Genomic DNA, 20,670 nt, shown 5'->3' with positions numbered 1-20,670 from the left:
CAGGACCCCGACGCGCAGGGCCGAGACCCGCAGGACGAAGGACGGACGATGAGCGGACCCGGCACACCCGAACGCGAACTCCTGCCCACCGCCAGCGGCGCCAGGACCTTCGCCGTCGTCCGCGAGCTGCTGCGCCACCACCGGCTCCTCACGGTGGGCGCCGTGACCGTCCTGGTCGTCGGCACGGGCATCGGGCTGCTGACCGCGCCCCTGCTCGGCCGCATCGTGGACCTGGTCGTGGACAAGAGCGGCGCCGGCGCGCTGACCGTGCCGATGGTGCTGCTCCTCGTGGTCGCCGTCGCCAGGGGCGTCGCGACCGCGATCGGCAAGTCGCTCGTCGCCAGGCTCGGCGAGACCGTCCTCGCGGACCTGCGGGAGCGGTTCATCGCACGGGCGCTGCGGCTGCCCCTCGAACGGGTCGAGAAGGCCGGTTCCGGCGACCTCACCTCGCGGGTGACGGGCGACGTCACCCTGATCGCCAAGGCCGTGCGGCAGGCGCTCCCCGAGTTCGCGGGCGCCTTCCTCACCATCATCCTGACGCTGGTGGGGCTCACCGTCCTCGACTGGCGCTTCCTCGTGGCGGTGCTGGTGGCCGTTCCGGTCCACATCCTGACCGTGCGCTGGTACATCCCGCGCGCCGCGAGCATCTACGGCGAGCACCGGGTGGCGACCGGAGCCCTGCAGCACCAGCTGCTCGACAGCATCGGCGGGGTCCGCACGGTGCGGGCGTTCCGGCTGAACGACCGGCACGCGGAGCTCCTGGAGCAGCGGTCGCAGACGGCGGTGGACCTGGCGGCGCGCGGCATGCGCCTCGTCTCGGGCTTCTTCTCCCGCCTCAACATCGCCGAGTTCATCGGTATGACGTCGATCCTCCTCACCGGGTTCTTCCTGGTCGACAACGGCTCGGTGAGCATCGGTACGGCGACCGCGGCGGCGCTCTACTTCCACGGCCTGTTCAACCCGATCAACGCCGCGCTCTTCCTGATCGACGACGCCCAGTCCGCCGGGGCGAGCCTCGCCCGCCTCGTCGGCGTGTCGAGCCTCCCGGCCGAACGGGAGACCGACGAGCGGGCCGCCGTACCGGTGGACGGCTCGGTCAAGGTCTCCGAGCTCGGCCACGCGTACGTGGACGGCCACCCGGTGCTCTCCGCGGTGGACCTGGAGGTCAGGGACGGCGAACGGGTCGCCCTGGTCGGCGCCAGCGGCGCGGGCAAGACCACGCTCGCGAAGCTGATCGCGGGCGTCCACGACCCGGCGACCGGTGCGATCTCCCTGGGCGGCGTGGACTCCCGGGAGCTCGGCCCGGCCGGGGTCCGGCGGGCGGTCACCCTCATCAGCCAGGAGGTCCACGTCTTCGCCGGCCCGCTCTCCGAGGACCTGCGGCTCGCCCGTCCCGGGGCGACGGACGAGGAGCTGCGCGCCGCGCTGGCGCACGTCGACGCCCTGGAGTGGGTCGACGGGCTGCCCGACGGGCTGGCCACGGTCGTGGGCGAGGGCGGCCACCGCCTCACCGTGACCCAGGCCCAGCACCTGGCGCTGGCCCGGCTGGTGCTCACCGACCCGCCGATCGCCATTCTCGACGAGGCGACGGCCGACGCCGGCAGCGCGGGCGCCCGGGTCCTGGAGACCGCCGCTCTGCGCGCCCTGGAGGGCCGTACGGGCATGATGGTGGCCCACCGCCTCCCCCAGGCGGCGACCGCGGACCGCGTCGTCGTCCTGGACCAGGGCCGGGTCGTGGAGACCGGCACCCACGACGAACTCGTCGCGGCGGGCGGCCGTTACGCCGAGCTCTGGTCGGCCTGGTCCGACAGCCGCCAGGAGCCTGCCGTACCGGCGTAACGCCCATCCTCGCAGCACCAAGAAGGCTCCCGACCGGGGTTCCGGTCGGGAGCCTTCTTGCGTTGCTGCCCGCCCCCGCGTGGGCGATCGTCCCGCTTGGGGCTCCCCCCAGGACGAAGTCCTAGGAGAGGCGGGTGGGCACCCGGGCCGGCGCCCCTGCGGGCGCGTTCCGCTCACGGCCCCTGGTACCCCACGAGGCCGTTCCGCCCCAGCAGGACGAACGCCCACGACGGTGGCGCACGTCAGAACGCCGCCGCCCGTGGAGACGGTTCTCCACGGGCGGCGGCGTCGGGCGGTGCGGGGTCAGGCCTGCTGGGCCACCAGGCTCGCCGGGCGCAGGTCCGTCCAGTGCTCCTCGACGTACGCGAGGCAGGCCTCACGCGTCTCCTCACCGAAGGCGGTGCGCCAGCCGGCGGGCACCTCGGCGAAGGAGGGCCACAGCGAGTGCTGGTTCTCGTCGTTCACGAGGACGAGGAAGCGGCCCTGCGGGTCCTCGAACGGGTTGGTGCTCATGCGTTGTCACTCCTTGTGGACATGGCGGTGAACAGCTCCGAGAGCGGCTGTCCGGGGTCGGCTGCCACGGTGCGCAGCAGCCTCTGAAGTTCGTCGGCGAGCCGCCGTGCCTTGGCGGTGCCGAGCAGGTCGGTCGCGTGGATCAGTCCGCAGTGGACCGGCCCGTCACCCTGCGGCTCGTAGAAGCTGAGGGTCAGCTGTGCCCTGGTCGAGCCGGTCGGTACGGCGTCGAGGGATCCGACACCGCCCTCCAGCTGCTCCAGGTCCGCCTGTTCATGGTGGATCACCATGACCTGCGGGCCCTCCTGAGGCAGTCCCGTCGCGCGGACGACCTCCTCGAACGGGACTTCCTGCCGGTCGAGCGCGCCGAGCGTGGTCTCCCGTACGCGGGACAGCAGCTCCGCGAAGGTCGGGTCGCCGGCGGTGTCAGTGCGCAGCACGACGGTGTTGAAGAAGCAGCCCACGAGGTCGGCCAGCTGATCGTCCGTACGGCCGGCGACCATCGTACCGATGGGCAGGTCCGTGCCCGCGCCGTGGGCGGTGAGCAGCGCCGCCAGGGCGGAGTGCAGCACCATGAACATGCTGGTACCGGTCGCCCGGGCCAGGTCGTCCACGGCCGCGTGCAGGCGCTCGTCCAGGACGAAGCCCACATGGTCCGCGCCGGGCGAGGACGAGCGCGGCCCGTCCGCCGGGAGGGCCAGCTCGGCCGGTACGTCCTTCAACGTCTCGCGCCAGTAGGCGAGCTGCCGGCCGCCCCGGCTGTCCGGGTCGTCCAGGTCGCCCAGGACCTCGCGGGCCCACAGCGCGTAGTCCGCGTACGAGACGGGGAGCGGCCGCCACTCGGGCGCCCTGCCTTCCGTACGCGCCGCGTAGGCCGCCGTCAGGTCACGGAAGAGGGGGACCACCGACCATTCGTCCACCGTCAGGTAGTGCATGGTCAGCAGCAGCGCCTGCTCGCCCGTGGCCGCCGTCAGCAGACGGGCCACGAACGGAGCCCTGTGCTCCGGCTCCGGGGACCCGGCCGCCAGCTCGGTCAGCCGCGCCTCCAGCTCCGCGCACTCCTCCAGGATGAGGACCGGGGGCTGAGCGGCCCGGTGGCGGAGCGCGCCGTCCTGCTCCGCGAACGCCGTCCGCAGGGGCTCGTGACGGCCCGCCACGTCCGCGAGGGCCGCGGACAGCGCGTCCGCGTCCAGGCCGCCGGGCGAGCGCAGCACGAGCGCGTGGTCGAAGCGGGGGGTACGGCCGTACGCGTCCCACTGCCAGCGCTGGACGGGGGCGGCGAGGAACGGCTCCTGACGGTCCCCGGCCGGGCGCAGCGCCGGGCGGGCCGTGGACGCGCCCTTGAGCTTGCCCTCGATCCCGGCGACGGTCAGCGCGTCGAAGACGTCCCGGATGCTCAGCTCGACGCCGAACTCGGCACGGATGCGGCCCAGGAGCCGCATCGACGCCATGGAGTGGCCGCCGAGCGCGAAGAAGTTGTCGTGGACGCCGACCTTCTCCAGCTTGAGGATCTCGCCGAACAGCGCGGCGAGCCTGGCCTGCGTCTCGTTGGCCGGCAGCGCGTCACCGGTCATCGCGGCCCAGTCCGGCACGGGCAGCGCCTTGCGGTCCAGCTTGCCGTTGGGGGTCAGCGGCAGCGGGCCGTCCAGCGGCACGACGAGCGCCGGGACCATGTACTCGGGCAGCTGCCCGGCCACATGGGCGCGCAGCTCCTGCGGGTCCAGCTCCACGGACTCCCCCGCCTCGGGGACGGCGTAGCCGACGAGGCGGACGATGTCGCCGTCCCGGTCGGGCAGCACGGCGGCCTGGGCGACCGCCGGGTGCCCGGCGAGGGCCGCCTCGATCTCGCCCAGCTCGATGCGGAAGCCGCGGACCTTCACCTGGGTGTCGACGCGCCCGAGGAAGTCGAGGTTGCCGTCCGCGCGCCAGCGGGCACGGTCGCCGGTGCGGTACATCCGGCTGCCGGGCGCGCCGTACGGGTCGGCGACGAACCGCTCGGAGGTGAGCGCGGTCTTGCCGAGGTAGCCGCGGGCGAGGCCGCGCCCGGAGACGTACAGCTCGCCGACGACACCCGGCGGGACGGGCCGCAGGTGGTCGTCCAGGACGTAGGCGCGGGTGTTGGGATCGGGCCGGCCGATCGGCACGCGGCCGGACGGGCGGCCGCCGTGCTCGCGCGAGGGCCACAGCGTGGAGTTGACCGTCGCCTCGGTGAGTCCGTAGGCGCAGATCAGGTGGGCCGTGGCGCCGAACCGCTCGAAGACGTCCGGCGGCACCGTCTCCGTACCGACCAGGACGGTCGATCCCTCGGGCAGCTCGCAGCCGGGCGGCAGGGCCGACACGAGGGACGGCGGCAGGATCATGTGGGTGATCCGCTGCTCCCCGAGGAAGTCGGTGAGCGCCGGTCCGGCGACCCGTGCCTCGTCGGTGATGAGGACGAGCCGGCCGCCGTGGCAGAGCGCCATCGCCAGTTCGAACGCGAAGACGTCGAAGCCGATCGAGGCGAACTGGAGGACGTGGCTGTCGTTCTCCAGGCCCATCCGGTCCACGGCGGTGGCGACCAGGCTGGAGATGCCCTCGTGCGGGACGACGACGCCCTTGGGGCGGCCGGTGGAGCCCGAGGTGTAGATGACGTACGCGGCCTGGTCCAGGAAGACCGGCCTCCGATCGAGCGCGGTCTCCGGCAGGGTCTCCAGCTCGGCGGCCACGGAGGGCTCGTCGAGCAGCACCACCGGTACGCCCGCGACCTCGGGGATCTTGCCCGCGACCGGCTCGGTGCCGACCACGAGCGCCGCCCGGGAGTCCTCGATCATGTAGGTGAGGCGGTCGGCCGGGTGGACCAGGTCGAGCGGCAGGAACGCGGCGCCGAGCTTCAGCGCGGCGAGCACCGTGGCGACCATGTCGGCCGAGCGGGGCACGGCCACGCCGACCACGCTCTCGGTGCCGGCACCGCGCGCCGCGAGGAGCCGGGCGAGGCGGTTGGCGCGGGCGTCGAGCTCCGCGTACGTCACCGACCGGTCGCGGTCGACGACGGCGACCGCGTCGGGGCGCTCGGCGAGCCGCTGCGCGAACAGGGCCGGGAAGGACTCCTCGTCGACCTCGCGGGCCGTGCCGTTGAAGCCCTCGAGGACCAGCCGGCGCTCGTCGTCGCCGAGGATCTCCGCCGTCGAGAGGGGCTGCTCGGGTGCGGCGACGAGGGCCGCGACGAGGGTCTGGAGCCGGTCGCCGAGGCGCTCGGCGGTCGCGTGGTCGAACAGTTCCGTGGCGAACTCCAGGCGGCAGCCGAGGGAGCCGTCGCCACCGTCGGCCGGGGTGTGCTCGGTGAAGCTGAACACCAGGTCGAACTTGGCCGAGCGGATGCGGAACGGCACGTAGTCGGCGTGCAGGTTGGGCAGTTCCAGTCCGTCGCCGGTGCGGGCGTGGTAGCCGACCATCACCTGGAAGAGCGGGTTCCGGGAGAGGGAGCGGGTGGGGTTGAGCTTCTCCACCACGGACTCGAACGGCACGTCCGCGTGCGAGAACGCGGCCAGGTCGGTCTCCCTGACCCGGGCGAGCAGCTCGGTGAAGCTCGGGTCGCCGCTCAGGTCGGTGCGCAGCACGAGCGTGTTGACGAAGAAGCCGACCAGGTCGTCGAGGGCCTCGTCGCCGCGGCCCGCGATGGGCGAGCCGAGGGGGATGTCCGTACCGGCGCCCATGCGGTGGAGCAGGGCGGCCACGGCCGCGTGCACCACCATGAACATGCTGGCCCCGGTCTCGCGGGCGAGCCGCTTCAGCCCCTCGTGGACGTCGGCGTCGAACGCGATGTCCAGTTCGGCACCCGTGAAGGCCGGCCGGGCCGGGCGGGGCCGGTCCGTGGGCAGTTCCAGCTCCTCGGGCGCGCCGTCCAGGGTGGTGCGCCAGTACTCCAGCTGCCGGGCGGCGAGGCTGTCCGCCTCCGCCGGGTCGCCGAGCAGTCGCTGCTGCCACAGGGCGTAGTCGGCGTACTGGACGGGCAGCGGCTCCCACTCCGGGGCCGCGCCGGAGAGGCGGGCCGCGTAGGCGGTGGCCAGGTCGCGCAGGAACGGCCGGTCCGACCACTCGTCGGTGGTGATGTGGTGCAGCAGCAGAATGACGACGTGGTCCTCGGGCGCCAGCTCGACGACCGTGGCGCGCAGCGGAAGCTCGGCGGCGAGGTCGAACGGCCTGTTGACGGCGGCCTCGACGAGCGCGGGCACCTGGTCCTCGGTGGCCCGCAGCCGCTCCACCACGGGCCGTGCCTCCTCGGCGGGCAGCACGCGCTGGACGGCCTGGCCTTCGGGCTCCACGAACACCGTCCGCAGGGCCTCGTGCCGCGCGGTCACGTCGGCGAGGGCGGTTCCCCACGCCTCGACGTCGAGGGCGCCGCGCAACCGCATGACCAGCGGGAAGTTGTACGCGGCCGAGGTGCACTCGATCTGCTGGATGACCCAGAGCCGCTGCTGGGCGTGGGAGAGCGGCAGCACGTCGGGCCGCTCCCCCGCGGTCAGCGCCGGCCGGGCGGCGCCGCCGGAGCGGTCCGCGCGCTCGACCAGCTCGGCGACGGTGGGTGCCTCGAACAGGTCACGGATGGCGAGTTCGGCGTCGAGGGCGGTGCGGGCCCGGCTGACGAGCCGGGTGGCGAGCAGCGAGTGGCCGCCCAGCTCGAAGAAGTCGCTGTCGATGCCGACGCTGCCGTCCGGCAGGCCGAGCACCTCCGCGAAGAGCGTGCAGAGCGTCTCCTCCCGCGGGGTGCGGGGGGCGCGGCTCGGGCCCGTTCCGGCGAAGTCCGGGGCGGGCAGGGCCCGTACGTCCAGCTTGCCGTTGACGGTGAGCGGGAGCGTGGCCACGGGGACGAGCGCGGACGGGACCATGTAGTCGGGCAGTCCGGCCTTCAGGTGGTCGCGCAGCCGCTGGAGCAGCTCCTCGCCGGGCTCCGTGCCGTCCTCCGGCGCGAAGTAGCCGACGAGACGCCTGGTCCCGGTGCTCTCGTTGACGACGACGGCCGCGTGGGCGACCTCGGGGTGCGAGGAGAGCGCCGTGGAGATCTCGCCCAGCTCGATCCGGTAACCGCGGATCTTCACCTGGTCGTCGGTGCGCCCCAGGAAGTCGAGCAGACCGTCGGGCCGCTGACGTACGAGGTCACCGGTGCGGTACATCCGCTCGCCCGGCTCCCCGAAGGGGTCCGCGACGAACCGCTCGGCGGTCAGGCCGGGACGGTCGTGGTAGCCGCGGGCCAGGCCGGTGCCGGCGATGTACAGCTCGCCGGGGCAGCCCGGCGGGACCGGGCGCAGCATCGCGTCGAGGACGTAGGCGCGGGTGTTGCGGATGGGCATGCCGACCGTGGAGGTCGCGCTGTCCGCCGTCGAGCCGCCGAGGGTGTTGATGGTGTACTCGGTGGGCCCGTACAGGTTGTAGCCGTAGGTGCCCTCGGTGCGGCGCAGCTTGGTCCACACGGTGTCGGACACGGCCTCGCCGCCGAGCAGGACCAGCGCGGGGCGGTGCTTTCCGGCCGCCGTGTCCTGGTCGAGGAGTCCCTCCTCGATGAGGAGCTGGGCGTACGTCGGGGTGACGTTGACGACGTCGACCTGGTGGGCGTCGCAGTAGGCGACCAGCGCCTCGGCGTCGCGGCGCAGCTCCTCGTCGCAGACGTGGACCTCGTGTCCCTCGACGAGCCAGAGCAGCTCCTCCCAGGACATGTCGAAGGCGAAGGAGACGGTGTGCGCGATGCGCAGGCGCCGGCCTCCGGCCGAGGCGATGGCCGGGTCGAAGATCTCCTTCTGGTGGTTGAGCTGCATGTTGGTCAGACCCCGGTAGGGGGTGACGACGCCCTTGGGCCGGCCGGTCGAGCCCGAGGTGTAGATGACGTAGGCCGGGTACTCCAGCCGGTCCGCCACCTCGTGCGCGAAGGCGGGCCGCTCGGCGTCGGTGATCTCACCGCCGGGCAGGGCGGCGAGCTCGGCGGCCACGGCCTCCTCGTCGAGGAGGAGTTCGGGGGCGGCGGGGCCGTCGGATCCGCCCAGCGTCGGGGCGACGGCGGCGGTGGAGACGAGGCACAGCGGTCCGGTGTCCTCGACCATCAGCCGCAGCCGGTCGGCCGGGTGGTCCAGGTCGAGCGGCAGGTACGCGGCGCCGGTCCGCAGGACGGCGAAGAGGGCGGCGACCATGTCGATGGAGCGGGGCAGGGCGAGCGCCACGACCTTCTCCGGGCCCGCGCCCCGGGCGAGCAGCAGCCGGGCGATCCGGTTGATGTGCGCGTCCAGTTCGGCGTACGTGAGAGCACGTTCGCCGAAGACGAGCGCCACCGCGTCCGGGGTGCGGGCGACCTGGGCCGTCAGCATGTCGGCGATGGTCTCGTTGGGCACGGGCTCGCGGCTGTGGGCCCACTCGGCCGTCAGGGCGGCGCGCTCGGGCTCCATCAGCAGGTCGACGCCGACGGTGCGGGCGGTGACGGCGTCCGGGGCGGCGAGGATCTCGCCGAGCCGCCCCAGGACGGTCGTGAACCGGCCGAGGATGGTGGTCGCGGCCTCCGTGTCGAACAGGTCGGGCCGGGCCGCCAGGGTGACCCGCAGGCGGGTCTCGGGCGTGACGATCAGCGTGAGCGGGAAGTGGGTGCCGTCCACGTTCGAGACGTCGGTGATGCCGTGGCGCTGCCGGAGGGCGGCGGCACGGTCCTCGCCGTCGGCGGAGCGCAGCACGAAGAGGGTGTCGAACAGGCGGCGGTGGCCGGTCTCCTGCTGGAGCGTGCCGAGGCCCACGTACTCGTACGGCATGACCCCGGCCCGCTCGGACTGCATGCGGCGCAGCAGGTCGAGCAGCGGCTCGTCCGGCGCGAACGCGACCCGGGCGGGGATGGTGTTGAGGAACATGCCGATGATGCCGGCGACGTCCGGGACGTCCGCGGGGCGGCCGGCGACCGCGGTGCCGAAGGCGACGTCGCCGCGGCCGGTCATCGCCGAGAGGACCAGGCCCCAGGCGGCGTTGAGCACCGTGTTCAGGGTGAGGCCGTGCTGCCGGGCCAGCGCGCGCAGACGGTCGCTGGTCTCCTTGGTGAGCACCGCGTCGAAGTCGGCCGGGATGACCGGGCCCGCGTCGCGGCCGGTCGGCGCGACCAGGGTCGGCTCGTCGAAGCCGGCGAGCGCGCCGCGCCAGGCGTCGAGGGCCCGCGTCGTGTCCTGCTGGTCCAGCCAGGCCAGGTAGTCGCGGTACGAGCCGGGGGCGGGCAGACCGGTGGTGTCGCCGGCCCGCTCGTACAGCGTGAACAGCTCTTCCAGGAACAGCCACGCGGACCAGCCGTCCCACAGGATGAGGTGGTGGGTGACGACGAGCCGGTCGCGGCCGTCGGCGAGCCGGATCAGCTGGAGGCGGCAGAGCGGCGGCGCCGACAGGTCGAAGCGCTGCCGGCGGTCGGAGGCCAGCAGCTCGTCCACCCTGGCGCGCTGCTCGTCGGCGGACAGCCCGGAGAGGTCGGTCTCCGCCAGCGGGATCTCGGCGCCGTCGGCGATGAACTGGACGGGCCGGGGCAGGCCGTCGCTGGTGAAGCCGGCGCGGAGGCTCGCGTTGCGCTCCAGGAGCGCCCGGCAGGCGGCGCGCAGCCGGTCGGCGTCCAGGCGGCGGTCGAAGTCCAGGGTCTCCTGCGACAGGTAGACGTCGAGGGCGTCACCGGTGTCGTAGGTGGCGTGGAAGTACATGCCCTCCTGGAGTGGGGAGAGGGGCCAGATGTCGGCGACGGGGAGACCGGCGGCGGCCTCGACGCGGGCGGTCTCCTCCGGGGAGAGCTCGAGTCCGCCCAGCGGGGCGGGGGCCTCGGGCTCCGCCGGCGCGGCGGCGGTCAGCTGGGCGAGCAGCGCCTGGAGGGCGGGGTCGACCGCCGCACCGGACTGCGCCTGGGCGGCCAGCATCGCCTGGAGGGCGGCGGCGGCCTGTCCGGCGTCGGTGGCGGAGACGGTGACACCGGTGGCGGGCGTCTGCGCGGTCGGTGCGCTCCGCTCGGCAGGCTCGTCCGGCACGCTCGCGGCCGTCGCGGCGAGCGCGGCGGGCGTGCGGTGCTCGAACACATCGCGCGGGCTGATGGTCAGTCCCCTTTCACGGGCCCTGGTGGCGACGGCGATCGAGGTGAGGCTGTCGCCGCCGAGCATGAAGAAGTCGTCGTCGGCACCGATCCCGGTCATGCCGAGGACGTCGGTGTAGATCTCGCAGAAGGCACGCTCGCGCTCGTCGCGCGGCGCGCGGCCGCCGGCCCTGGGGGCGACGGTCGGCGAGGGCAGGGCGTTCTGGTCGAGCTTGCCGCTGGGCGAGAGCGGCAGCTCGTCGAGGGCCATGACGGCCGTCGGCACCATCGCCGCGGGCAGCGCGTCGGCGAGCGCCCCGTGGAGGGCTTCGGCGTCCAGGGCGGTGCCGCCCGGAGCCGGGACCGCGTAGCCGAGGAGCGCTCCGTCTCGGACGACGACGGCGGCGCGGGCGACGCCCGGGAGGGCGGCCAGGGCGGCCTCGATCTCGCCCAGTTCGATGCGGTTGCCGCGCACCTTGACCTGACGGTCGGTGCGGCCGAGGTACTCGACGGCGCCGTCGGCGCGCCGGCTGACCAGGTCGCCGGTGCGGTACATGCGGGCACCCGGCTCACCGAACGGGTCGGCGACGAAGCGTTCGGCGGTCAGGCCGTGCCGGTCGTGGTAGCCGCGGGCCAGCTGGACGCCGGCGAGGTACAGCTCGCCCGGCACGCCGTCCGGGGCGGGACGCAGGAAGGCGTCGAGGACGTACAGGCGGGTGTTCCACACGGGGCGGCCGATCGGGACGGCGAGTTCGGTACCGCCCTCGTACGGGAAGTACGTCACGTCGACGGCGGCCTCGGTGGGGCCGTACAGGTTGTGCAGCGGTACGGGCCCGTGGCCTCGGCGGGAGGTCAGCTCCGACCAGCGGCGGGCGTCGGGGCCGGTGAGGGCCTCGCCGCTGCAGAACACCCGGCGCATGCTCGCGGCCCACTCGGGGGCGCCGGGGGCGGCCGCCATGACCTGGACGAACGCGGCCAGCATCGATGGCACGAAGTGCGTCGTGGTGATGCGCTCGGTGCGGATCAGCTCGGCGAGGTACGCCGGGTCGCGGTGGCCGTCGGGCCGGGCGAGGACGACGGTGGCGCCCTCGATCAGGGCCCAGAAGAACTCCCAGACGGAGACGTCGAAGCTGGACGGCGTCTTCTGGAGCACGCGGTCGTCGGCGGTGAGGCCGTACGCGTCCTGCATCCAGGCCAGGCGGTTGACGATGGCCCGGTGGGTGACGGCGACGCCCTTGGGGCGTCCGGTGGAGCCGGAGGTGTAGATCAGGTACGCGGGGTGGTCGGGTCCGGCCGGTGCGGCGGGCGCGTCGGGGGCCTCCTCGTCGTGGTCGACGAGGACGTGTTCGAGACCCTGCACATCGGGCAGCCGCCCGGCGGATCCGGTGGTCGTGACGACCGTACGGGCCCCGGAGTCGGCGAGCATGAACGCCACCCGGTCGGCGGGGTAGTCGAGGTCGAGGGGCAGGTAGGCGGCGCCGGCCTTGTGCACGCCGAGCAGCGCGACCATCAGCTCCGCGGAGCGGGGCACCGCGACCGCGACGAACCGCTCGGGGCCCGCGCCGCGGGCCCGCAGCCGCCGGGCCAGGGCCTCGGCGCGCCGGTCGAGTTCGGCGTAGGACAGGGTGGTGCCCTCGAAGACGACGGCGGGGGCGTCGGGCGTCCGTGCCACCTGCGCGGCGAAGAGCGTGGCGAGGGTGGCATCCGCGTCGGGCAGCGGGTGCGCCGTGGCGTTCAGCTCGGTGAGGCGCTCCTGCTCGCGCTCGGAGAGCATCCCGACGCGGGCGACCGGGCGGGCGGGGTCGGAGACCAGCGTCCGCAGCAGGGCCTCGAAGCGGTGGGCGATCGCGGCCACGGCCGGCCGGTCGAGCCGGGCGGCGTCGTACTTGAACCGCAGCGCGAGGTGTTCGCCGTCGTGCTCGACGATCAGGGCGAGCGGGTAGTGCACGGCGTCGAACACCTCGGCGCCGGTGACGCGCAGCGTCTCCCGGTCCTGTCCGGCGGACAGGTCGCCGGACGGGAAGTTCTCGAAGACGACGAGGGTGTCGAAGAGTTCCCCGCCGCCGGCGATCCGCTGGATCTCGGCCAGTCCGAGGTGCTGGTGGTCCAGGAGGGACGCGTGCTCGTCCTGGACGCGCAGCAGCAGCTCGGCGAGCGACTCTCCGCCGTTCAGGGTGACGCGGGCGGGCACGGTGTTGATGAACAGGCCGACGGCCGAGTCCAGGCCGCTGACCTCGGTCGTGCGTCCCGAGACGGTGGTGCCGAACACGACGTCCTGGCTGCCGGTGAGGGAGCCGAGGAGCAGGGCCCAGCCGCCGTTGAGGACGGTGCTGAGGGTGAGTCCGTGGCTGCGGGCGCGGGCCGTGAGGCCGGCGGTGAGCGGTTCGGGCAGCCGGACGTCGACGTGCTCGGGCCTGGCGACCGGCGCGGCTCCGTGGTCGCCCGCGGCGGAGGCGAGGGCGGGGAGCCGGGTCGGGCCGTCCAGGCCGGCCAGGGCGCGCTGCCACGCGTCGCGGGCGGCGTCGAGGTCCCGGCTCGCCAGCCAGGAGAGGTACGGCCGGGGGGCGGGCGCCTCGGGCAGGGCGTCGCCCTGATAGGCGGCGGACAGCTCCCGCAGCAGGACGGAGACCGACCAGCCGTCGGCGATGATGTGGTGCAGGGTGAGCAGCAGGCGGTGGCGCTCGCCGTCGCGGATCAGGGTGGCCCGCATCAGCGGCTGCCGGGCGAGGTCGAAGCCCTCGGCGCGGTCCTGCCGCAGCAGCTCCTCCAGCGGGGTGCGGGCGGTGTCGGTCTCGTGCCAGGGAAGCTCCGTGCGGTCGGCGATCCGCTGGACGACCTCGCCGCCGGGGAGCTGGCGGAACGCGGCGCGCAGCAGCGCGTGGCGGTCGAGGAGCAGTTGGAGCGACTGCCGGAGCCGGGCCGGGTCGACGCGGCCGGCGAGGTCGAGGAGTTCCTGGACGACGTAGAGGTCGGCGGCCTCCTGGTCGAACTCCGCGTGGAAGAAGAAACCTTCCTGGAGCGGGGAGACGGGCAGGGCGTCGTCGTCGAGCTCCACCGCTCGGGGGGCCGCCGGGCAGGCGTCGGCCGCGATCGGTTCCGCGGTGCGGGCGAGCGCCGCCACGGTCCGCTGCCGGAACACGTCGCGCGGGGTGAGGGCGAGCCCGGCCTCGCGGGCGCGGTTGACCAGCTGGATCGCGACGATGCTGTCGCCGCCCAGCTCGAAGAAGCTGTCGTGGACGCCGACCGACGGCAGGCTGAGCACGTCGGCGAAGAGCGCGGCGAGCGCGGTCTCGGCGGGGGTGGTGGGCGCGTCGCCGCCGGCCGTCGCGGTCCAGCGGGGCTCGGGCAGCGCGCGGCTGTCGAGCTTTCCGTTGGGCGTCAGCGGCAGCGGCCCGTCGAGGCGTACGACGGCGGAGGGGACCATGTAGTCGGGCAGCGACCCGGCGACGCGGGTGCGTGCCTCGGCGACGGAGGCCTCGGGGTCCGTGCCCGCCTCGGCGACGAGGTAGGCGACGAGCCGCTTGGCGTTGCGGTGGTCCTCGCGGACGAGGACGGCGGCCTGGGCGATGCCCGGGCAGGCCATGAAGGCGCTCTCGATCTCGCCGGGCTCGATGCGGTGGCCGCGGATCTTGATCTGGCCGTCGGCGCGGCCCAGGAACTCCAGGTTGCCGTCGGCGCCCCAGCGGACGCGGTCGCCCGTGCGGTACATCCTGGCGCCCGGCTCGGTGGCGTACGGGTCGGCGACGAAGCGCTCGGAGCTGAGCCCCGGCCTGCCGAGGTAGCCCCGGGCGAGGCCGCGCCCGGCGACGTACAGCTCGCCCTCGGTGCCGACGGGCACCAGGCGGAGCGCCGAGTCGAGCACGTAGGCGCGGGTGTTGGGGTCGGGCTCGCCGATGGGCGCGGGGCCCGGACGGTCGGCGGTGGCGACCCAGAGCGTGGAGTTGACGGTCGCCTCGGTGAGGCCGTACGCGACGACGACCTGGAGCCGCCCGGCCCAGCGGGCGATCAGCTCGCTGGGCACCGCCTCGGTGCCGACGATCAGGACGGCGCCGTCGGGCAGTTCGCACTCCTGCGGCAGGGCCGAGACGAGGGACGGCGGGAGGATCATGTGGGTGGCGCCGTGGCGTGCGATGTACTCCGTGAGCGCGGGCCCGGCGACGCGCCGCTCGGTGGGGACGACGATGATCCGGCCGCCCACGCAGAGCGACATGATCAGGTCCCAGACCGTCACGTCGAAGCCCACGGACGCGAACTGGACGACCCGGCTCTCGGCGGTGATGCCGATGCGTTCGGTGGCGGTGGCGACGAGACTGCCGACGCCGTCGTGGGAGACGACGACGCCCTTGGGCCGGCCGGTGGAGCCCGAGGTGTAGATGACGTACGCGGCCTGGTCCAGGGTGACGGGCAGGCCCGGGTCCGAGGCGTCGAGGGCGGCGCACTCGGCCGACAGGGACGGGTCGTCGAGCAGCAGGTGGGCGACGCCGGGGGTGTCCGGCAGGGCGGCGGACAGCTCCCGCGTGGTGACGACGGTACGCGCGCCCGCGTCGGCGAGCATGTAGGCGATCCGGTCCTGCGGGTGGTCGGCGTCCAGCGGCAGGTACGCCGCGCCCGCCTTCATCACCGCGAGCAGGGAGACGACGAGTTCGGCGGAGCGCGGGACGGCCACGGCGACGATGTCCTCGGCGCCGACGCCACGGGAGCCCAGGAGGCGGGCCAGCCGGTTGGCGGCCGCGTTGAGCTCGGCGTACGTGAGTTCCCGGTCCTCGCAGACGAGGGCGACGGCGTCCGGGGTGCGGCGGACCTGGGCCTCGAAGGCGGCGGGCCAGGACAGCTCGGCGGACTCCCGGGGCTTGTCGCCGAACTCGTCGAGGAGCCGGGCGCGTTCCGGCGCCGAGGTCAGTTCGATGTGGCCGACCGGCCGGTCGAGGTCCTCGACGAGCGCGTCGAGCACGGCGAGGAAGCGGCGCTCGTGGTCGGCGAGCGTCTCCTCGTCGCAGACCTGGGCGTCGGCGTCGATGTGGACGCGGACGCCCTGCCCGGCGCGGCACTCGGCGAAGCTCAGGGCGAGGTCGCTGACCGGGCCGAGCCAGACCGGTTCGAGTTCGGACTCCAGGTCACGGAAGCGCAGGTCGTCCGGGCGGGGCAGGACGTTGACGGTGGGGCCGACCAGCTCGGTCACGCCGTCGGCCAGACCCAGCTCCTTGGCCAGCTCCTCGGCGCGGTAGCGCCCGTGGGCGACGGCCTGGCCGACCGCGTGCCGTACGTCGGCGAGCAGCTGCGTGGCGGTCGTGCCGGGGCGGACGGTCAGGCGCAGCGGAACGATGTTGGACACCATGCCGGGGACGTCGGCCGAGACGGTGTCCTGACGGGCGGCGATCGGCAGGCCGAGGACGAGGTCCTGCTCACCGCTGGTGCGGTGGAGGTAGGCGGCCACGGCGGCGACGAGGACACGGGACACCCGGGTGCCGGCGCGCTCGGCGGCGGCGTACAGCCGGCGGGTCTGCTCGCCGGTCAGCTCCGAGGTGCGGCGCAGCCGCCGGGTCATGGGCAGCGGGGCGCGCTCGACGAGGCGTACGGGCTCGGGCCGTTCGGCCATGCGGGCCAGCCAGTGGGCGCGGTCCTCCTGGTGCGCCGCGGAGGACCGGTAGGCCCGCTCGGCGTCGACCAGGCGGGAGACGGCCCAGTCGCGCGGGGCGGGGCCCTCGTCGTCGGCGGTGTACAGCTCGGCGGCACGGCGGGTGATGAGCGCGAGGCCCATGCCGTCGATGACGATGTGGTGGTAGCGCTGGTACCAGACGACGTTGTCGTCCGCGAGCCGGAGCAGTGCGTGGCCGAAGAGGGCGCCCTGGGCGAGATCCATCGGGCGCTCGCGGTCGGCGGCCATCCAGTCGGCCGCGGCGCACGGGGGCTCGGCGGCGTCGCGCAGATCGACGACGGGTATGTCGAAGGGTGCGGGGGCGGGTGTCTGGCGGGGGCCGCCGTCGCCCGCGGTGACACGCACGTGGAGGCTCTCGGCCTCCTCGACGGCCTGCCGCACGGCGGCGGTGAGGCGCGGGAGGTCGACGTCGCCTCGCAGGTCAAGGGCGAACACGATGTTGTAGGCGGAGCTGTCCGGATCGATCTGCTGGGCAAGCCAGATACCGGATTGCCCGCCAGTGACGGGTATGCCGGAGGTGGACGTCCGGTCCGACTCGACGTCAAACATCGTTCGAATGGGCCTTTCCCTGGTGGTGCGTCGGTGAGGTGTGTCCGGTGCGCCCCGCTCCCGGCCCGCGCCGGGGAGGGGCCGCCGTTCGTTCGGCGGCCGGGCGCGGTGCTTGCTGGGAACGGGGCGCGGGTGGCGGGGGCCGCCCGTCCGCGGCGGCCGGCGGGCGGGCCGGGTGGCTGCGGACGGGCGGGGTACCGGCGGACTGGCCGCCGGACGCCGGTGGACGTCTGCTTACTTGATGGCCGCGATCAGCGGCTCGACCTCGTCGATGGCGTACGGGATCGACAGGACGGTGTTGAAGGAGAAGGCCGCGCCGATGTCCGGGTCCTGGTACGGCACGAACAGGTCGCGCTTCTCCGAGTTGACCTTCAGCTTCTTGTACAGCGGCTCGGCCTTGATGCGGTCGTTGGCCTCGGTGCTGGAGGTGACCCAGACGAGGCGGTCGACGTCGAGCACGTTCAGCTTCTCGGCGCTCAGCTCGGCGACGTTCCAGCCCGGCTTGGCCAGGGTGTCGATCTCGGGCTTGAGCTTGAAGCCGAGCTCGTTGAAGAAGATGGCCTTCGGGTCGGTCTTGGTGAAGGCCGAGTACTTGCCGGCCTCGAAGCTGTCGGCGACGGCGATGGTCTTCGTCGCGAACTCGGGGTGCTTGTCCCGGACGGCCTTGAAGCGGGCGTCGATGCCGGAGATCAGCTTCTCGGTCTCCGCGTCCTTGCCGAGGGCCTTGCCGATCTGGCGCGTCATGACCTGCCAGGAGGCACCGTAGTCGGGCAGGCCCTTGGGCTGCGCGACGACCTTGGTGAACTTCGAGAGCGTGTCGTACTGCTCCTTCTTCATCCCCGAGTACTGGGCGATGACGAGGTCGGGCTTGAGCGCCGCGATCTTCTCGATGTTGTACTCGTCGCGCTCACCGACGATCTCGGGCTTCGTGGTGCCCCACTTGTCCTTCGCCCACGGCCACTTGCCGTACGGGGTCTCCTTGAACCAGTCCACCGCGCCGACCGGCTTGATCCCGAGCGCCAGAACCGCGTCCTGGTCCGACAGGCCCAGGGTGACGACCTTCTTCGGCTCCGCGTCGATGGTCGTGCTGCCGTACTTGTGCTCGACCGTCACGGGGAAGGCGGCCGACTTGGAGCTGCTCGCCTCACCCGAGGGCTTGGACTCGGTCTTCTCCGTGCCGCCCCCACAGGCGGACAGAGCGAGCGCGGCGACGGTGGCGACGGCCACCTTGGGGAGGTGTCTGACGAACCGCGTCAGAGCGGGGCGCGTACCAGTGGACACGAATGTTCCTTTCACGGGGATTGCACAGTGCGTGCCACGACCGCTCCGTACGAGGACGCTACGGGGCGAGCGGGGCGAGTGGGGGCTTGGTGAGCAGGACCACCGGGGGACGGGACACGTCGGCGGACCTGGGTCTCGGCGGAACGGACCTCAGCGGACCGAGCCGATGCCGTCGGCGACCGGCCGGGGCTCTTCCTGGGCGGGCTCCGCGGTGCGGTCGAGGATCGAGTCCAGTATCTCGCCGACCCGGATCGCGGTGTTGGAGAGCAGCGACGACGTGATGCCGTGGGTGTGCTCGGTGCCGCCCTGCAGGTAGATGCCGCAGCGCAGTTCGGGGTCGGTCGTGATGCGGTAGTCCCGCTCGACGCGGACCCGGCCCTGCTCGTCGAGGTGGCAGCTCTTCGCGACGTCGCCGAGGATTCCGAGGGGCTCGGCCTGGCTGTAGCCGGTGGCGAGGACCACGACGTCGGCGTCGACCACGTTCTCCTCGCCGGTGACCAGGGAGGTGACGGTGGCGCGGACGGTGTCCGGGGTCTCCTCGACGCCGGTGAGCCGCGAGATGTTGAGGAAGCGCAGCCGCTCGGCGCCGAGCACCTTCTCCTGGTACGCCACCCGGTACAGCTCGTCGATCAGGTCGATGTCGACGACCGAGTAGTTGGTGTTCCCGTGGTAGTCCATCAGCCGGCGCTTGATGTCGTCGGGAGCGGTGAAGTACTCGTCGACCGCCTCGGGGTCGAAGATGCGGTTGGCGAAGCTGCTGTCGTCCGCCGGGCTGTAGCCGTAGCGGGAGAAGACGGCGCAGATCTCGGCGTTGGGGAAGCGGCGGTGGAGGTACGCCACGTTCTCGGCGGCGCTCTGGCCGGCGCCGACGACGATGAAGCGGGTGGGGTCGGTGCCCTCCAGGCCGTCCACCTTGGCGAGCAGGTCGGAGTTGTGCCAGACGCGGTCGGAGCGCTCGACGCCCTCCGGCATGACGGGACGGAGTCCCGTGCCGATGACGAGGTTCCGTGCGCGGTGGACCACGGTCTCCGAGCCCGAACGGGCCGTCACGTCGACGTACTCCACCACTCCGTCGCGTACGACGGGGTCGACGGAGACGACCTCGTGACCGTAGGAGACCATGTCGTCGACCTTCGCGGCCGCCCACTCGAAGTAGTCGTGGAACTCCACACGCAGCGGGAAGAGGTTCTTGTGGTTGACGAAGTCGATCAACCGGCCCTTGCTCTGCAGGTAGCGCAGGAAGGTGTACTCGCTGGACGGGTTGCGCAGCGTCACCAGGTCCTTGAGGAAGGACACTTGCATCGTGGCGTCGTCGATGAGCATGCCGCGGTGCCAGCCGAAGTTCGGCTGACGCTCGAAGAAGTGGGCAGTGACCGCCTCCTGCCTGCCGACGCGAGCGTTGTGCTCGCTGAGCGCGATCGCCATGGCCACATTGGACGGCCCGAAGCCGATACCTATGAGGTCGTGGATCAGAGGTGCGTCGCCAGGAAGAACCTGTGACATGTCACTCCCATCGTGCGGGACAGCCGCCTGTCAGGCGTGGGGGAAAAATTACGAGATGCCAAGCCCGCCGGTGACGCCGGCCAGGCGAACTTAGGTAAAGCTAACCTGACCAAGCCCGACCTGTCGACGGGACAAAACGGGCAGGTCAGAGATAGTGGCATCGAACACTCCCAAAATCAGGGCCCGTTGCATCCTTAGGTAAGCCTTGCTTTACTTGGCAAGGTCATTCGCTCTTCTGAGGAGGAACCCCATGCGGGTCGTCATGTTCGGTTACCAGACCTGGGGGCACCGCACCCTGCAAGCTCTCCTGGACTCCGAGCACGACGTCGTGATGGTCGTGACCCACCCCAAGAGCGAGCACGCCTACGAGAAGATCTGGAGCGACTCGGTCGCCGAGCTGGCCGAGGAGCACGGGGTCCCCGTCGTCATCCGCAACAGGCCCGACGACGAAGAGCTGTTCCAGCTCCTCAAGGAGGCCGACCCGGACATCATCGTGGCCAACAACTGGCGCACCTGGATCCCGCCGCGGATCTACACGCTGCCCCGCCACGGCACGCTGAACATCCACGACTCCCTCCTGCCCAAGTACGCCGGCTTCTCCCCCATCATCTGGGCCATGATCAACGGCGAGTCGGAAGTCGGCGTCACCGCCCACATGATGGACGAGGTGCTCGACGCGGGTGACATCGTCGACCAGCGCGCGGTGACGGTGGAACCCACGGACACCGCCACCGACCTGTTCCACAAGACGGTCGACCTCATCGCCCCCGTCACGGTCGGCGCCCTGGACCTGATCGCCTCCGGGCGGACCGAGTTCACCAAGCAGGACCGCTCCCAGGCCAGCTTCTTCCACAAGCGCTCCGAAGAGGACATCCGGATCAACTGGGACTGGCCCGCCGACGTCCTGGCGCGCCTGGTCCGCGCCCAGTCCGCCCCGTACCCGGCCGCGTTCGCCTTCCACAAGGGCAAGCGCCTCGAAGTCCTCTCCGCCGTGGTGTCCGAGGGCCGCTACGGCGGCACGCCCGGCCGCGTCTTCTACCGCGAGGGCGAGGGCGTGGTGATCGTCGCCGGCGCCGACGCCCGCACCGGCCGCAACCACGGCCTGGCCATCACGCGCGTACGGACCGAGGACGGCCAGGAGCTGCCCGCGACCGAGTACTTCACCTCGATGGGCGGCTACCTCACCAGCCGCCCCTGACCACCTCCGCACCCGCGCCCACGGAACCCCGGCGCCCCCAGACGGTCCTGGGGGCGCCGGCCCCTTTCCGTATTGACCACCCCCAGCGTG

Annotated in this window: 6 protein-coding genes; 2 read left to right on the top strand and 4 right to left on the bottom strand. The window is 73.0% G+C overall.

Features of this window, described 5'->3' with window-relative positions; genetic code table 11:
• Positions 1–48: 48 nt before the first annotated feature.
• Positions 49–1,839 carry an ABC transporter ATP-binding protein gene (locus M5362_RS00780; RefSeq protein WP_260225238.1) on the top strand — a complete coding sequence of 597 codons (1,791 nt, stop codon included), beginning with the start codon at positions 49–51 and terminating at the stop codon, positions 1,837–1,839.
• A gap of 303 nt (positions 1,840–2,142) precedes the next feature.
• Here the strand turns inward: M5362_RS00780 and M5362_RS00775 are convergent, their stop codons facing one another.
• From M5362_RS00775 to M5362_RS00760, 4 genes are all read right to left on the bottom strand, one after another.
• Positions 2,143–2,352: an MbtH family protein gene (locus M5362_RS00775; RefSeq protein ID WP_260225237.1), complete on the bottom strand. Its 210-nt coding sequence runs from the start codon at positions 2,350–2,352 to the stop codon at positions 2,143–2,145.
• Positions 2,349–16,598: a non-ribosomal peptide synthetase gene (locus M5362_RS00770; protein WP_260225236.1), complete on the bottom strand. Its 14,250-nt coding sequence runs from the start codon at positions 16,596–16,598 to the stop codon at positions 2,349–2,351. The genes M5362_RS00775 and M5362_RS00770 overlap by 4 nt, the downstream gene beginning before the upstream one ends.
• A gap of 234 nt (positions 16,599–16,832) precedes the next feature.
• Positions 16,833–17,879, bottom strand: coding sequence for an iron-siderophore ABC transporter substrate-binding protein (locus M5362_RS00765; RefSeq protein WP_260225235.1), 1,047 nt, complete (start codon positions 17,877–17,879; stop codon positions 16,833–16,835).
• 150 nt (positions 17,880–18,029) lie between these two features.
• A complete protein-coding gene (locus tag M5362_RS00760; protein ID WP_260225234.1) occupies positions 18,030–19,382 on the bottom strand; it encodes a lysine N(6)-hydroxylase/L-ornithine N(5)-oxygenase family protein in 1,353 nt (450 codons plus the stop codon).
• A gap of 250 nt (positions 19,383–19,632) precedes the next feature.
• Here M5362_RS00760 and M5362_RS00755 point away from each other — a divergent pair, with 250 nt between their 5' ends.
• Positions 19,633–20,580, top strand: coding sequence for a methionyl-tRNA formyltransferase (locus M5362_RS00755; RefSeq protein WP_260225233.1), 948 nt, complete (start codon positions 19,633–19,635; stop codon positions 20,578–20,580).
• The last annotated feature ends 90 nt before the right edge of the window (positions 20,581–20,670 follow it).

It is taken from the genome of Streptomyces sp. Je 1-79, assembly GCF_025195125.1.
Classification (GTDB): Bacteria; Actinomycetota; Actinomycetes; order Streptomycetales; family Streptomycetaceae; genus Streptomyces.
Note: the sequence above shows the minus strand (reverse complement) of the source record. Positions and strands in the feature narration are given on the sequence as shown.

Excerpts from the sequence above, each read along its gene's own strand:
- M5362_RS00780 (WP_260225238.1), top strand. The coding sequence starts at position 49 with ATGAGCGGACCCGGCACACCCGAACGCGAACTCCTGCCCACCGCCAGC.
- M5362_RS00775 (WP_260225237.1), bottom strand. The coding sequence starts at position 2,352 with ATGAGCACCAACCCGTTCGAGGACCCGCAGGGCCGCTTCCTCGTCCTC.
- M5362_RS00770 (WP_260225236.1), bottom strand. The coding sequence starts at position 16,598 with ATGTTTGACGTCGAGTCGGACCGGACGTCCACCTCCGGCATACCCGTC.
- M5362_RS00760 (WP_260225234.1), bottom strand. The coding sequence starts at position 19,382 with ATGTCACAGGTTCTTCCTGGCGACGCACCTCTGATCCACGACCTCATA.
- M5362_RS00755 (WP_260225233.1), top strand. The coding sequence starts at position 19,633 with ATGCGGGTCGTCATGTTCGGTTACCAGACCTGGGGGCACCGCACCCTG.